Source organism: Achromobacter sp. 10T422 (assembly GCF_056394065.1).
This window is the reverse complement of the sequence record NZ_JBFTHD010000001.1, coordinates 743,148-757,914: the sequence shown is the minus strand read 5'-3', so window position 1 is coordinate 757,914 and position 14,767 is coordinate 743,148. Positions and strand designations below refer to the sequence as shown.

13 protein-coding genes are annotated in these 14,767 nt (G+C 59.5%); 10 read left to right on the top strand and 3 right to left on the bottom strand.

Annotated elements, in window-relative coordinates; genetic code table 11:
• Nucleotides 1-314: 314 nt before the first annotated feature.
• The 3 genes from AC1DB0_RS03180 to AC1DB0_RS03170 all read left to right on the top strand — a co-directional run bounded on the left by AC1DB0_RS03180 (nucleotide 315) and on the right by AC1DB0_RS03170 (nucleotide 1,808).
• On the top strand, nucleotides 315-518 hold the full coding sequence (locus AC1DB0_RS03180) for a cold-shock protein (RefSeq protein ID WP_006220190.1): 204 nt from the start codon (nucleotides 315-317) through the stop codon (nucleotides 516-518).
• Between the two features lie 176 nt (nucleotides 519-694).
• Entirely contained in the window at nucleotides 695-1,258 is a 564-nt protein-coding gene (locus AC1DB0_RS03175; protein ID WP_476756851.1) for a DUF924 family protein, read from the top strand.
• A 343-nt stretch (nucleotides 1,259-1,601) separates the two neighbouring features.
• A complete protein-coding gene (locus tag AC1DB0_RS03170; RefSeq protein WP_006225311.1) occupies nucleotides 1,602-1,808 on the top strand; it encodes a cold-shock protein in 207 nt (68 codons plus the stop codon).
• Nucleotides 1,809-1,927: 119 nt separating this feature from the next.
• Here AC1DB0_RS03170 and AC1DB0_RS03165 read toward each other — a convergent pair whose 3' ends face one another.
• Nucleotides 1,928-2,473, bottom strand: a complete 546-nt coding sequence (locus AC1DB0_RS03165) for a TIGR00645 family protein (RefSeq protein ID WP_054425124.1) — start codon at nucleotides 2,471-2,473, stop codon at nucleotides 1,928-1,930.
• Between the two features lie 264 nt (nucleotides 2,474-2,737).
• Here AC1DB0_RS03165 and loiP point away from each other — a divergent pair, with 264 nt between their 5' ends.
• The 5 genes from loiP to lon all read left to right on the top strand — a co-directional run bounded on the left by loiP (nucleotide 2,738) and on the right by lon (nucleotide 9,683).
• A complete protein-coding gene (gene loiP, locus AC1DB0_RS03160; protein WP_054425126.1) occupies nucleotides 2,738-3,493 on the top strand; it encodes a metalloprotease LoiP in 756 nt (251 codons plus the stop codon).
• A gap of 164 nt (nucleotides 3,494-3,657) precedes the next feature.
• Complete coding sequence (tig, locus tag AC1DB0_RS03155) at nucleotides 3,658-4,968, top strand: trigger factor (protein WP_054425128.1); 1,311 nt, start codon at nucleotides 3,658-3,660, stop codon at nucleotides 4,966-4,968.
• A gap of 4 nt (nucleotides 4,969-4,972) precedes the next feature.
• Nucleotides 4,973-5,626 (top strand): ATP-dependent Clp endopeptidase proteolytic subunit ClpP, encoded by a 654-nt coding sequence (gene clpP, locus AC1DB0_RS03150; RefSeq protein ID WP_054425130.1) that lies wholly within the window; start codon nucleotides 4,973-4,975, stop codon nucleotides 5,624-5,626.
• Nucleotides 5,627-5,727: 101 nt separating this feature from the next.
• A complete protein-coding gene (gene clpX / locus AC1DB0_RS03145; RefSeq protein WP_054425132.1) occupies nucleotides 5,728-7,026 on the top strand; it encodes an ATP-dependent Clp protease ATP-binding subunit ClpX in 1,299 nt (432 codons plus the stop codon).
• A gap of 206 nt (nucleotides 7,027-7,232) precedes the next feature.
• The gene (gene lon / locus AC1DB0_RS03140; RefSeq protein WP_054425133.1) at nucleotides 7,233-9,683 is read left to right on the top strand and encodes an endopeptidase La; all 2,451 of its coding nucleotides are present in this window, start codon (nucleotides 7,233-7,235) and stop codon (nucleotides 9,681-9,683) included.
• A 111-nt stretch (nucleotides 9,684-9,794) separates the two neighbouring features.
• On the opposite strand, the gene lexA is transcribed toward lon, so the two are convergent.
• Nucleotides 9,795-10,445, bottom strand: a complete 651-nt coding sequence (gene lexA, locus AC1DB0_RS03135) for a transcriptional repressor LexA (RefSeq protein WP_054425136.1) — start codon at nucleotides 10,443-10,445, stop codon at nucleotides 9,795-9,797.
• Nucleotides 10,446-10,603: 158 nt separating this feature from the next.
• Nucleotides 10,604-11,803 (bottom strand): amino acid aminotransferase, encoded by a 1,200-nt coding sequence (locus AC1DB0_RS03130; RefSeq protein ID WP_054425142.1) that lies wholly within the window; start codon nucleotides 11,801-11,803, stop codon nucleotides 10,604-10,606.
• A gap of 76 nt (nucleotides 11,804-11,879) precedes the next feature.
• On the opposite strand from AC1DB0_RS03130, the gene uvrB reads away from it, so the two are divergent.
• The gene (gene uvrB, locus AC1DB0_RS03125; protein ID WP_476758598.1) at nucleotides 11,880-14,012 is read left to right on the top strand and encodes an excinuclease ABC subunit UvrB; all 2,133 of its coding nucleotides are present in this window, start codon (nucleotides 11,880-11,882) and stop codon (nucleotides 14,010-14,012) included.
• Between the two features lie 249 nt (nucleotides 14,013-14,261).
• Nucleotides 14,262-14,753 carry a low molecular weight protein-tyrosine-phosphatase gene (locus AC1DB0_RS03120; protein ID WP_006225301.1) on the top strand — a complete coding sequence of 164 codons (492 nt, stop codon included), beginning with the start codon at nucleotides 14,262-14,264 and terminating at the stop codon, nucleotides 14,751-14,753.
• Nucleotides 14,754-14,767 lie beyond the last annotated feature (14 nt).

Sequence of the window (14,767 nt, the reverse complement as noted above, 5' to 3'; positions counted from 1 at the left end):
AGACGGCATTTATATAAGCCTTGATTGTTTTTTTATGTTGTATGGGTGTTTACACCTATGCAGGGACAAGTTTTGCCTATGAAAACGTGTAAATTTTCAACGCAGTTTCTCTTTGTTGCATTATTGGCACGTATTTTTTAGGATTATGTTGACTTGTGAGGGGAACATAACGATAGTGTCGGCACACGATCACAAGCGTTGCGATTTTCGTTCAGTGCCGTGCCTTTTCCGGCTCAGCGTTATTGTTCTACTGTCCCCTCCTTGATTGATTCGTGACCTCCGGGCATTTGCCCATTATCTCTAGGAAATACAGTATGGAAACCGGCGTCGTTAAGTGGTTCAATTCGGAAAAAGGCTATGGCTTCATCACCCCGGAAGCGGGTGGTAAGGATCTGTTCGCTCACTTCTCCGAAATCCAGGGTTCTGGCTTCAAGTCTCTGGAAGAGAACCAGCGCGTCAGCTTTGTGACGGCCAATGGCCCCAAGGGCCCGCAAGCCACGAAGATTCAGGTCCTGTAAAGGTCTGACTTTTCGGAAAAGCCCCTTCGGGGGCTTTTTTGCGTTTGGACGCGGTATTCTCTCTGCGTTCCGTCGTTCAGCTTGTTCGGGCTCCCTGGCCATATCCTGGCCGCGCCTGGCAGCTTCTCAAGCGCCGCCACGCCTCTGGCGACGCCATCGCCATCAGGACCCTCGCCATGACCTCTTCCTCGCCCCAGCCCCTTGCTATGCGCCCGCAAGACGTCGTTGCGTTCTGGTGGGATGCGGGGCCGCAACAGTGGTACAGCAAAAGCGATGCGTTTGACGCTGAATTCCGCCAGCGCTTCGAAGCGGCTCACTGGGCTGCCGCCGGGCGTGAATTGGATGCATGGCTGGAAGATGCCGACGGGGCGTTGGCGCTGATGATTTTGTTGGACCAGTTTCCGCGTAATGCCTACCGCGGCACGGCGCATATGTTCGCTACCGATCCGCTGGCTCAGAATTTTGCTGAACGTGCGATCGCCTCAGGGCTGGATTTGGCTGTGGACCCGCAGATGCGACAGTTTTTCTACATGCCGTTTGAGCACTCGGAAAGCCTCATGATGCAAAACCGAGGCGTTGCGCTAATGGAATCTTTGGATGCGGATACGCTGCGCTGGGCCGTGTTGCATCGCGACATCATCAAACGCTTTGGCCGTTTCCCCCATCGCAACGCCGCGCTAGGCCGGCAGACGACGCAGGCCGAGCAACAGTTCCTTGATGCGGGCGGGTTTTCGGGCTGAGGCCGGCGTGGCGGCAAGCCCTGGCGGGCGGCCGGGTTGAACATCGTCTCGGTATCGCCATGTATCTGTTCATACCAATCTGAAAAATATCCCGTGCCGGCGGCCCCGTTGGGCCTGCTGCCGCGTGCTTGCCCGATCCGTATGCACCCGTGCCTGCGTCCTTCCATCATTCGCATATTTGACGTTTTTTGGCGTTCACCAATACACTGGGTTCAGCGAGATTTTCAAGAGACGCGGTCTGCGTTACTTGTCGCCGTCAGTGGTGCTGCGGTTGCTTCCTCTCCCATCCTTGATGATCTGGCGCCCCGCGAGAAATCGCTTCTTCTAGGTTCAAGGACACTCCATGGCAACCGGCATCGTTAAGTGGTTCAACGCCGAAAAGGGTTATGGCTTCATCATGCCCGATGACGGCAGCAAAGACCTTTTCGCTCATTACTCCGAAATCCGCAGCGAAGGCTATAAGTCGCTGCAGGAAAACCAGCGCGTCACCTTCGAGGTCGGTACCGGCCCGAAAGGTCCAAGCGCGAAGAACATCAAGGTCGCGGCCTGATGTCTTTCGGGTAGCGCGCCGGCAAGCCCGGTGTTCGGCCCATAAAAAAGCCCCCATACCTGCGTATGGGGGCTTTTTTTGTCCTGCGTTTTCTAAGTCCGTATTCTCGGTGCGTTTTTTCAGTGCTTGTGTGCGGGCGGCGTGGCCAGGCGGTCCACCACTGCAATGCCGATTGCCGACAGGATGAACAGCGCGTGGATGATGGTTTGCCACATGACGCCGGCTTCGGTGAAGCGCGCATTCGGCGTGCCGATCGTGCCGGCTTCGATGAACGTGCGCAGCAGATGGATGGACGAGATCCCGATGATGGCCATGGCCAGCTTCACTTTGAGCACGCTGGCATTGACGTGGCTGAGCCACTCCGGCTGATCAGGGTGATTCTGCAGGCGCAGGCGCGACACGAAAGTCTCGTATCCGCCGACGATCACCATCACCAGCAAGTTCGAAATCATGACCACGTCGATCAGGCCCAGGACGAGCAGCATGATCTCCATTTCGCCAAAGCTGTTGGCGTGCGTCAGCAAGTGCCACAGCTCTTTCAGGAACAGCATGACGTAGACGCCTTGCGCGACGATCAGGCCCAGGTACAGCGGCAGTTGCAGCCAGCGCGAACTGAAGATCACGCTGGGCAAGATGCCTAAGCGGGGAGGGGGGTTCTCAATCATTGTTGGGTGCGAGCCGTTTTGAGTTTGCAATAAAAGTGCGGCGGCAATTCTATCAATGCCTGACCCCGGCAGGCAGCAGTTTTTTATGACGGATGCGTGACGCAAAAAAAGGGGGCATTAGCACGCTTGCGCAGCGCTTGCAGCGCTTTTATGTAAGCGAAACTGGCATTTGCGAAACTCTGTGGCGAAACGCTTTGAGAGCTTTGGCCGTATATAGAATTGCCGCCTCACTCGCATAGAGCCAGTCAAGAGGAGTTTGTTCCCATGAAGATCCGCTACACCGTTGCCGCGTTGACCGTTGCGCTTGCCCCTTTCTCCGCGTCGCATGCCCTCGATATCGGTGGCCTGGTGGGCGCCGGCAGCAAGGTCGTGCAAGCGGCCACCCTGAGCGATGCTGAAATCAAGACGCTGTCGGACAAGGCTTGCGCGCAGAGCGATTCGCAGGAAAAGATCGCCGCGCCGGGCAGCAAGTACGACGTGCGCCTGCAGAAGATCGCCAAGTCGCTGGGCGGCACGGTCAATGGCCAGAAGGCCAACTACAAGGTCTACATCACCAAGGACGTCAATGCCTGGGCCATGGCCAACGGCTGCATCCGCGTCTACAGCGGTTTGATGGACATGATGACCGACGACGAAGTGCTGGGCGTGGTTGGCCACGAAATCGGCCACGTGGCCCTGGGCCACAGCAAGAAGGCCATGCAGACCGCCTACACGGTGTCGGCCGCGCGTGACGCCGCCGGTGCTGCCGGTGGTGCAACGGTCGCCGCGCTGAACTCGTCGCAGTTGGGCGACCTGACCGAGAAGTTCATCAACGCGCAATTCTCGCAATCGCAGGAAAGCGCGGCGGACGACTATTCGTTCGATCAGCTGCAGGCCAAGAAGCTCAATACCCGTGGTCTGGTGACCGCGTTTCAGAAGCTTGCCGAGCTGGATGGCGGCAAGAGCGATATGATGAGCTCGCACCCGTCCTCGGCAAAGCGCGCTCAGCACATCGAAGATCGCATCGCCAAGGCAAAATAAGACGTCAAATCGACGTTAGCCCTCCCTTTTCGGGCGGAAAACGGGGCGCGAGCATCCGGGCAAATCCGGGGCTCGCGCCCCTTTGCGTCAGGGTTCCGGAAGTTTCCGGTAAAATGCCGCGTTTATCCGCCCGTAATCTCATCTCTCGGAAAATAGGTCTTTTAATGCAGCCTGTGGTTGAAACCCTCTCCGGCCTGGAGCGCCGTGTTGATCTGGCCGTCTCGGTGGCCGACGTCGAAAAGGAAGTCCAGGCGCAATTGAAGCGCGTGGCTCGCACCGCCAAGGTCCCCGGCTTCCGCCCGGGTAAAGCTCCGCTCGCCATGCTCGAGCGCAGCCATGGCCCCAGCATCCGCTACGACGTGATCAATAGCCAAGTTGGCCGTGCCTTCGAACAAGCCATCGACGGCGCGAAGCTGCGCGTTGCTGGCGCCCCGAACCTCGAACCCAAGACTGAAGGCGTTACCGACGACACGCTGGCGTTCACCGCCACGTTCGAGGTCTACCCCGAAGTCGCCGTACCGGATCTGTCGGCGCTGGCCGTCACCCGCTACGACACGGCTGTCACCGACGCCGAAGTGCAACAAACCCTGGACGTTCTGCGCAAGCAGCGCGCCACGTTCGAAGCCCGTGAAGGCCGTGCGTCGCAAGACGGCGACCGCGTCACGCTGGACTTCGCCGGCACCATCGACGGCGTGCCGTTCGAAGGCGGCAAGGCCGAAGACTTCCCGTTCGTGCTCGGCCAAGGCCGCATGCTGCCGGAATTCGAAGAAGCCGCTCGCGGCCTGAAGGCTGGCGAAACCAAGGTTTTCGAACTGAAGTTCCCGGACGACTACCAAGGCGTTGAAGTTGCCGGCAAGACTGCCGAATTCACCATCACCGTCAAGGAAGTGGCTGAAGGCGTTCTGCCCGAGCTGAACAGCGAATTCGCCAAGTCCCTCGGCCAAGCCGAAGGCGACGTCGAAAAGCTGAAGGCCGACATCCGCAGCAACATCGAACGCGAAGTCAAGGTCCGTTCGGCTGGCCGCACCAAGTCCAGCGTCATGGACGCCCTGGTCGAAGCCGGCAAGTTCGACGTGCCGAAGGCGCTGGTCGACAACGACGTGCAAGGCCGTGTCGCCGCTGCCCGCGAAGAGCTGAAGCAGCGTGGCATCCCCAACGCCGAGTCCGTGCCGATCCCGGCAGAAGCCTTCTCGACCGAATCCGAACGCCGTGTCCGTCTGGGCCTGTTGGTGTCGGAACTGGTCAAGCAAGAGCAACTGCAAGCCAAGCCCGAGCAAGTGCGCGCGCGCATTGAAGAGTTCGCAGAAAACTACGAACAACCCGCTCAGGTTGTCAGCTATTACCTGGCTGACCGCCAGCGTCGTGCTGAAATCGAGGCTATCGTGCTGGAAGACAACGTCGTCGCGCACGTGCTGGAAAAGGCCAAGGTCACCGAAGAGAAGGTGCCTTTCGATCAGTTGATGGGGATGGCGTAACACTATGCAGAGATTCACCGATTTCTATGCGGCAATGAATGGCGGGTCTTCGGTGACCCCCACCGGCCTGGGCTACATTCCCATGGTTATCGAGCAGTCGGGGCGCGGCGAACGCGCCTACGACATCTATTCGCGTCTGCTCCGCGAACGGCTCATTTTCCTGGTGGGTCCGGTCAATGACGCAACGGCCAATCTGGTTGTGGCGCAGTTGCTGTTCCTGGAATCGGAGAATCCTGACAAGGACATTTCCCTGTACATCAACTCGCCTGGCGGGTCGGTGTATGCGGGAATGGCCATTTTTGACACCATGCAGTTCATCAAGCCGGACGTATCGACCCTGTGCACGGGCCTCGCGGCCAGCATGGGCGCGTTCCTGCTGGCGGCTGGCAAGAAGGGCAAGCGTTTCACGCTGCCCAACTCGCGGATCATGATCCACCAGCCGTCGGGCGGCGCCCAGGGGCAGGCGTCCGACATCCAGATTCAGGCTCGCGAGATCCTGGATCTGCGCGAACGTCTTAACCGGATTCTGGCTGAGAACACCGGCCAGTCGATGGAGCGCATCGGCCTGGACACGGAGCGTGACAACTTCATGTCCGCCGAAGATGCGGTATCGTATGGATTGGTGGACAAGGTGATGAGCTCCCGCTCGGAAGGCTGACTTCCCGGTTGATCTGAACCCGCTGCCATCAAGTTTGAGTAAGCGCATGCGCCGGGCCCGTTACCGGTCTGGCGCATCTTTACCTGAGATACGAAACAAATATGCCTGAAAAAAAGGGATCGGCAGACGCAAAAGTGCTGCATTGCTCGTTTTGCAATAAAAGCCAGCATGAAGTCCGCAAGCTGATCGCGGGTCCGTCGGTATTCATCTGCGATGAGTGCATCGACTTGTGCAACGACATCATCCGCGAGGAAGCGCAGGCTACCGCGCGCGCGGCGATTCGTTCCGAACTGCCCACTCCGGCTGAAATCAAGACCTTCCTGGATCAGTACGTCATTGGGCAAAATTCGCCCAAGCGCATGCTGGCCGTAGCGGTCTACAACCATTACAAGCGCATTCGTCACGGCGAGATCAAGGGTGACGAAGTCGAGCTCTCCAAGAGCAACATCATGCTGATCGGCCCCACCGGGTCCGGCAAGACGCTCTTGGCTCAGACGTTGGCGCGCATGCTGAACGTGCCGTTCGTCATGGCTGACGCCACCACGCTGACCGAAGCGGGTTACGTGGGCGAAGACGTCGAAAATATCATTCAAAAGTTGCTGCAGAACTGCAACTACGAAGTCGAGAAGGCGCAGCGCGCCATCATCTACATCGACGAAATCGACAAGATTTCCCGCAAGTCCGACAACCCCTCCATCACGCGCGACGTGTCGGGCGAGGGCGTGCAGCAGGCCTTGCTGAAGCTGATTGAAGGCACCGTTGCCTCGGTGCCCCCGCAGGGCGGCCGCAAGCACCCTAACCAGGACTTCGTTCAGGTCGACACGACCAACATCCTGTTCATCGTAGGCGGCGCCTTCGACGGACTGGAAAAGGTCATCCGCGACCGCACCGAGAAATCGGGCATCGGTTTCTCGGCGTCGGTACGCGCCAAGTCCGAGCGCGGTGTGGGCGAGCTGTTCTCCGAAGTCGAACCGGAAGATCTGATCAAGTTTGGTCTGATCCCCGAGCTGGTCGGCCGTCTGCCCGTTGTTGCGACGCTGGACGAACTCGACGAAGCGGCGCTGGTGCAAATTCTGACCGAGCCCAAGAACGCCTTGCTCAAGCAGTTCCAGAAGCTTTTTGCCATGGAAGGCGCCGAGCTCGACTTGCGGCCTGCCGCATTGAAGGCGATCGCCCGCAAGGCGCTCAAGCGCAAGACCGGGGCTCGTGGTCTGCGTTCGATTATCGAACAGACCTTGTTGGACACCATGTATGAGTTGCCGTCGCAAGGCAATGTCAAGCGCGTGGTGGTTGACGAGAACGCGATTGAAGGTGAGGGCAAGCCCTTGCTGATCTACGCGGACGAAGCCAGCGAGACCGACAAGCCCGAGCGCGGAGAAGTCCGCGACGCGGCAGCCTGATATTTCAAAAAAGCCCGTTCCTGTAACGGGTTTTTTTGCCTTTCGGCCGCCCTCCCGGGCATTTTTTTTCCCCTTTCGGATATCTGGCAGCCGAGATCTTGAATTTTCGGCTATTGTTCCCATAACAGACGTAACTGACGTGGATAGCCCGGGGTATACCCGGGTCTCCTGTCCCCGATACGCCGAGTCATACAGAGGAACCTCCTATGTCTGCCAGCCAGACCCTGCCTTCCGACCCGATCGACCTCCCTCTGCTCCCACTTCGTGACGTCGTGGTGTTTCCGCACATGGTCATCCCGCTGTTCGTCGGCCGTCCGCGCTCTATCCGCGCGCTCGAGGTTGCGATGGAAGCGGGCAAGAGCATCATGCTGGTGGCCCAAAAGTCCGCCGGCAAGGATGATCCCACCCCCGAAGACGTCTACGAGATCGGTTGCGTGGCCGGTATCCTGCAGATGCTCAAGCTGCCCGACGGCACCGTCAAGGTGCTGGTCGAAGGCACCCAGCGTGCCCGCATCAACAGCATTGAAGATGCGGATTCGCACTTCACCTGCCAGGTGACGCCGATCGAGCCGGACGCCATGCAAGGCTCCGAGACCGAGGCCCTGCGCCGCGCGATCGTCGCCCAGTTCGAACAGTACGTAAAGCTCAACAAGAAGATCCCCCCGGAGATCCTGACCTCGCTGGCTGGCATCGATGATGCCGGACGCCTGGCCGACACGATCGCCGCGCATCTTCCGCTGAAGCTCGAGCAGAAGCAAAAGATGCTCGAGATCGTCGGCACGTCCGAGCGCCTTGAAGGTCTGCTCACCCAGCTCGAAACCGAAATCGACATTCTCCAGGTCGAGAAGCGGATTCGCGGCCGCGTGAAGAAGCAGATGGAAAAGAGCCAGCGCGACTACTACCTGAATGAGCAGGTCAAGGCCATTCAGAAGGAGTTGGGCGAAGGCGAAGAAGGCGCGGACATCGAAGAGCTTGAAAAGAAGATCATCGCTGCCCACATGCCGAAAGAGGCCCGTAAAAAGGCCGATGCCGAGCTCAAGAAGCTCAAGCTCATGTCGCCCATGTCGGCCGAAGCCACGGTGGTGCGCAACTACATCGATACGCTCATCAACCTCCCCTGGAGGAAGAAGAGCAAGATCAACAACTCGATCGCCAACGCCGAGACGGTGCTGGACAACGACCACTATGGTCTGGAAAAGGTCAAGGAACGCATTCTCGAATATCTTGCCGTGCAACAGCGCGTGGACAAGGTGAAGGCGCCGATTCTGTGCCTGGTTGGCCCTCCTGGTGTGGGCAAGACCTCGCTCGGGCAGTCGATCGCCAAGGCGACGAACCGCAAGTTCGTGCGCATGGCGCTGGGCGGTGTGCGCGACGAGGCCGAAATTCGCGGCCACCGTCGTACGTACATCGGCTCGATGCCGGGCAAGATCGTTCAGAACATGTCGAAGGTTGGCGTGCGCAATCCGTTGTTCCTGCTTGATGAAATCGACAAGCTGGGCATGGATTTCCGTGGCGACCCTTCGTCGGCGTTGCTCGAAGTGCTGGACCCGGAACAGAACCACACGTTCCAGGACCACTACATCGAAGTCGACTTCGACCTGTCCGACGTGATGTTCGTGGCCACCAGCAACACGCTGAACATTCCGCCGGCCCTGTTGGACCGTATGGAAGTGATCCGCCTGTCCGGTTACACGGAAGAGGAAAAGATCCATATCGCCCGCGACCATCTGCTGCCGAAGCTGATGAAGAACAACGGCGTGAAGGACAGCGAGTTGACGGTCGATGACAGCGCGCTGCGCGATATCGTTCGCTACTACACCCGCGAAGCTGGTGTGCGTGCGCTCGAACGCGAAGTGGGCAAGATCTGCCGCAAGGTCATCAAGCAGTTGCTGACCCAGACCGATCGTGCCAAGGCCGAAGGCAAGACCCTTGAGGTCAAGCCGGTCAACGTCACGGGCGACAACCTGAGCGACTATCTGGGCGTGCGCCGCTACACGTTCGGTATGGCCGAAAAGGAAAACCAGATTGGTCAGGTGACGGGTCTGGCGTGGACGGAAGTTGGTGGCGACCTGCTGACGATCGAAGTCGCGGACATGCCCGGCAAGGGCGTCATCCAACGCACCGGTTCGCTGGGCGACGTGATGAAGGAGTCGGTTGAGGCGGCTCGTACGGTGGTGCGCTCGCGTGCTCGCCGTCTGGGCTTCGCTGACAGCGTCTTCGAGAAGCACGACATGCACGTCCACGTGCCGGAAGGCGCGACGCCCAAGGACGGTCCGTCCGCAGGCATCGCAATCACGACGGCCATGGTGTCGGCGTTGTCGCGCATCCCGGTGCGCGCCGATGTCGCCATGACCGGCGAGATCACGCTGCGCGGCGAAGTGCTGCCGATCGGCGGCCTGAAGGAAAAGCTGTTGGCGGCGCACCGTGGTGGCATCAAGACGGTCTTGATCCCGGAAGAAAACGTCAAGGATTTGGCGGAGATTCCGGACAACGTCAAGAACCACCTTGAGATCGTGCCGGTCCGTTGGATCGACAAGGTGCTGGAGCTGGCGCTGGAACGTCTGCCGGAACCTCTGGCAGAGGACGAAGCCGTAAAGGAACCTCTGGTTGCCAAGCCGGCCGAGCCGGGTTCGACTGATCCGGTGCTCAAGCACTGATCGTGAAGCCCAGGGCGCCTTCGAAAGCAGGCGCCCAGTAAAAACCCCGCTGCGGCGGGGTTTTTTATGGGCTGATCGTTTCGGGGAAGGGCTCCCACAAAACTCCTGCGATCAGTGCAGAGCGTGAGTTCGGATCAAGCCGACCGCGATGCCTTCCAGCGCGAATTCCTGATCGGCTTCAACAATGATGGTTTGGAAGTCAGGATTTTCGGGCAACAGCTCGATATGGCCGTTTGTGCGTTGCAGCCGTTTGACTGTGACGTCGTCACCCAGGCGAGCGACGACGATTTGGCCATTGCGGGCTTCGGACGCTTTCTTCACAGCGAGCAAGTCGCCTTCAAGAATACCGGCATCGCGCATGCTCATGCCGCGAACCTTCAGCAGGTAATCGGGCGCTTGAGCAAACAGGTGTGGGTCGACGCCCACTTCGCGTTCCACGTGCTCGGCCGCAAGAATGGGGCTGCCAGCGGCCACACGGCCCACCAGAGGCAGCAACAGCTGTGCCAGTGAGGGAAGGGGCAGGGAAGTCTGTGAGGACGCAGCGGCGCTGTCCTTCAAGCGGATGCCGCGCGATGCGCCGGCGGTAAGCTCAATGGCGCCCTTGCGGGCCAGCGCTTTGAGGTGATCTTCCGCTGCGTTAGGTGAGCGAAAACCCAAAGCCTGGGCAATTTCGGCACGCGTCGGCGGGAAGCCGGTGCGCGTAACGGTTTGCCGGATGAGGTCCAGAATTTGTTGCTGGCGATCTGTAAGTTTGCTGGCCATGGCGATGATCCGGTGCGAGCGGACTGTACATATATACAGCGCCATTCTGGGGGACGCAGCGCAAAAATGCAAGCCGCGGGCGGCGTCCGAAACAAAACGGAGCCCGAAGGGCTCCGTTCTTTGGGGTGCAGGCCGTCCGGCCCGCTCCGATTCGACGCTTACAGGACGGCTGCGATGCCGGCCGCGACCTTGTCGATGTTGCCGCTGTTCAGGGCGGCAACGCAGATGCGGCCGCTGGACACAGCATAGACGCCGTGCTCTTCGCGCAGGCGATCAACTTGGGCCGAGGTCAGGCCCGAGTACGAGAACATGCCGCGTTGTTCCAGCACGAAGCTGAAGTCCTGCTTGCCGCCATGTTCCTTGATCTTTTCGACCAGTTGCTTGCGCATAAGGCGGATGCGGTCACGCATGCCGGCCAGTTCTTCTTCCCACATCGCAAACAGTTCGGGCGAGTTCAGGACCGTGGACACCACCGTGCCGCCGTGGGTGGGCGGGTTCGAGTAGTTGGTGCGAATGACACGCTTCAGTTGGCTCAGCACGCGGACGGCTTCGTCCTTGCTGCCAGCCACAACCGTCAGGGCACCAACGCGCTCGCCGTACAGCGAGAACGACTTCGAGAACGACGAGCTGATGAACATGGTCATGTCCAGGTCGGCGAACAGGCGCACGACTGCAGCGTCTTCCTTCAGGCCTTCGCCAAAGCCTTGGTAGGCGATGTCGAGGAACGGGACCAGGTTGTTTTCTTTGACCACGGCGGCGATCTGCTTCCACTGATCGGCGGTGGGGTCCACGCCAGTCGGGTTGTGGCAGCAAGCGTGCAGCACGACGACGGTCTTGGCCGGGGCGGCCTTCAAGTCGGCCAGCATGGCGTCGAAGTTCAGGCCGCGGGTGGTGGCGTCGTAGTACGAGTACGTGCCAACTTCAAACCCGGCGCGTTCGAACAGCGCGCGGTGGTTTTCCCAGCTGGGGTTGCTGATCAGGACCTTGGAGCCCGGCAGCAGGTGATGCAGGAAGTCGGCGCCGATCTTCAGTGCGCCGGTGCCGCCCAGCGCTTGGGTGGTCAGCACGCGGCCGGCAGCGGCAAGCGCGGAGTCCTTGCCCAGCAGCAGCGCTTGCGCACCCTGGTTGTATCCGGCAATGCCTTCGATCGGCAGGTAGCCGCGGGCGGCAGCTGCTTCAATGCGGGCGGTTTCAGCTTTGCGAACGGCGGCCAGCAAGGGGATACGACCCTGATCGTCGTAGTACACGCCCACGCCCAGATTGACTTTTCCGGGACGCGTATCCGCGTTGTATTGTTCGTTCAGACCAAGAATGGGGTCGCGCGGCGCGAGTTCGACGGAATCGAAAAGGTTGCTCATGGGACTCTGATGAGGATGGGTGGACGCAGTACGATGTGCTGTGGATAATGGGGGGTTTACCCTGGAACAGTCTAGCATGCCCAAGAGCCCAATAGACCCGAGCAGCGCGGGAGATCTGACCGATGATCTCGCTGCGGATCTGACGGCGGCGCCGGCATCGGCTGCGGCCATGCCAGGCGGGGAAGTGAAACCTGGATTTGTCGAATTTCCGGATAGCCCGTTTCAGCTTTACCAACCCTATCCGCCGGCAGGTGACCAGCCTGCAGCCATCGAAGGCCTGACCCAAGGGGTCGAAGATGGCCTCATGTTCCAGACGCTTTTGGGCGTGACGGGGTCGGGCAAAACCTACACCATGGCCAATGTAATCGCCCGCATGGGGCGACCCGCGTTGGTGCTGGCCCCTAATAAGACGCTGGCCGCGCAGCTTTATGCAGAAATGCGTGAGTTCTTTCCGAAGAACGCGGTTGAGTATTTTGTGTCGTATTACGACTATTACCAGCCCGAGGCCTACGTGCCGACGCGCGATCTGTTTATTGAAAAGGACTCGTCCATCAATGAGCATATCGAGCAGATGCGGCTGTCGGCCACGAAGAGCCTGCTGGAGCGCCGCGACACGATCATCGTGGGTACGGTCTCCTGCATCTACGGTATTGGTAACCCGGGCGATTACCACGCGATGGTGCTGATCCTGCGTAGCGGCGATCAGATTTCCCGCCGCGAGATTCTGGCGCGCCTGGTGGCCATGCAATACACGCGCAACGACGCCGAGTTCACGCGCGGCGTGTTCCGGGTTCGTGGCGAAACCATCGACATTTTCCCGGCGGAAAGCGCCGAATTGGCGCTGCGTCTGACGCTGTTTGATGACGAGATCGAAAGCCTGGAGCTTTTCGACCCGCTGACGGGCCGCATTCGCCAAAAGCTGCCGCGCTTTACGGTTTACCCGGGCTCGCATTACGTGACGCCGCGCGATACGGTCCTGCGCGCCATCGAAACCATCAAAGAAGAGCTGCGTGATCGCGTGAAGCGCTTCGTCGATGACGGGCATCTTGTTGAAGCGCAACGCCTGGAACAGCGCACCCGTTTCGACCTGGAAATGCTTCAAGAGCTAGGCTTCTGCAAGGGCATCGAGAACTACTCGCGGCATTTGTCGGGCGCGGCGGCGGGCGAGCCTCCGCCCACGTTGATCGACTACCTGCCGTCCGATGCGCTGATGTTCATCGACGAAAGCCACGTCACGATCGGCCAACTGAGCGGCATGTACCGCGGTGACCGATCGCGTAAGGAAACGCTGGTTCAGTACGGATTCCGTCTCCCATCCGCCTTGGATAACCGGCCGCTCAAGCTTGAAGAGTTCGAAGCCCGCATGCGTCAGTGCGTGTTCGTGTCGGCGACCCCGGCCGCCTACGAGAAAGAACATACAGATAACGTGGTCGAGCAGGTCGTGCGGCCCACGGGTCTCGTTGATCCGCTGGTTGAGGTGCTGCCTGCCCGCACGCAGGTTGATKACTTGCTGGGCCAGATCAAGGCCCGTGTGTCGCTGGGCGAGCGGGTGCTGGTCACAACGCTGACCAAGCGCATGGCGGAAGATCTGACGGACTTCCTCAGCGAGCATGGCGTGAAGGTCCGGTATCTGCACTCGGACATCGACACCGTCGAGCGCGTGGAAATTCTGCGCGACCTGCGACTGGGGACTTTCGACGTGCTGGTGGGGATCAACCTGCTGCGCGAAGGCCTGGATATCCCCGAGGTGTCGCTGGTGGCGATCCTGGATGCGGATAAGGAAGGTTTCCTGCGTTCAGAGCGCAGCTTGATTCAGACCATTGGCCGTGCGGCCCGCAATTTGAACGGGCACGCGATCCTGTATGCGGACCGCATCACGGATTCCATGCAGCGAGCCATGGAGGAAACCAGCCGCCGCCGCGCCAAGCAGCTGCAATTCAACATTGATAACGGCATCACGGCGCGTGGCGTGCAGAAGGCGGTGCGCGAGCTGATCGACGGCATTGTTGCGCCGGTGCAGCACGACGCCCTGGAAGCGGCGGTTCCCGCAGAGTTCCTCAAAGACGAAAAAGCCTTGGCGCGAGAGCTCAAGCGTTTGGAAAAGTTGATGATGGATCACGCGCGGAACCTGGAGTTCGAGCAGGCCGCCGCCGCCCGCGACGCCCTGACTGCATTGAAGCAGAGGGTGCTTTTGGATGGCGCCGTGTGAGGGAATTGGCGTTTCTGAATGTGTCTGATTGCTGACAGCTAGCTGAACTGTTGTAAAAACTACTGCACTGCAATCAGGCTTTCATAAACCTTGTAATTTATGGGATATCAAGCTAAGAGTTTGGGTGTTAATAAATCAGTAAGATACTGATTTTTAAAGGTAAATTAAGCTGATGTATTTGCTCTGATCCAATCGGGGATTTGCAAAAAAAGCTTGCCTTATCTCGGGTTTTCCCGCACACTTACTCCCATGATGACCAAGGTACTTTTCGTTTGCATGGGCAATATCTGTCGCTCGCCGAGCGCAGAGGGCGTGTTTCGCCATTTGGTGAACGACGCGGGTTTGGGCGACGTCGTTCGCATCGACTCTGCGGGCACGCACGCGTTTCACATCGGCGAGGCGCCTGATGCCCGGGCGCAGGCTGCGGCGCGTAAGCGCGGCTACGAGATCACGCACTGTGAGGCGCGTCAGGTCACCGCGGAAGATTTCCGCGATTTTGATCTTATCCTCGCCATGGACTGGGACAATCTGTCCGCCATGCAGCAGCAGTGCCCCAAAACCTATCAGCACAAATTGATGCTGCTGATGCGCTTCGCCAACGAGTTCGAGGAGGCCACCGTGCCTGATCCGTACTACGGCGGCGCCGATGGTTTCGGCAAGGTGCTCGACTACCTGGAGGACGCCTGTCAGGGTGTTCTTGAACTGGTCCGTAAGCGCGCTACTCAGTACCAAGCAGCTTGATCGCTTTTCCGTAG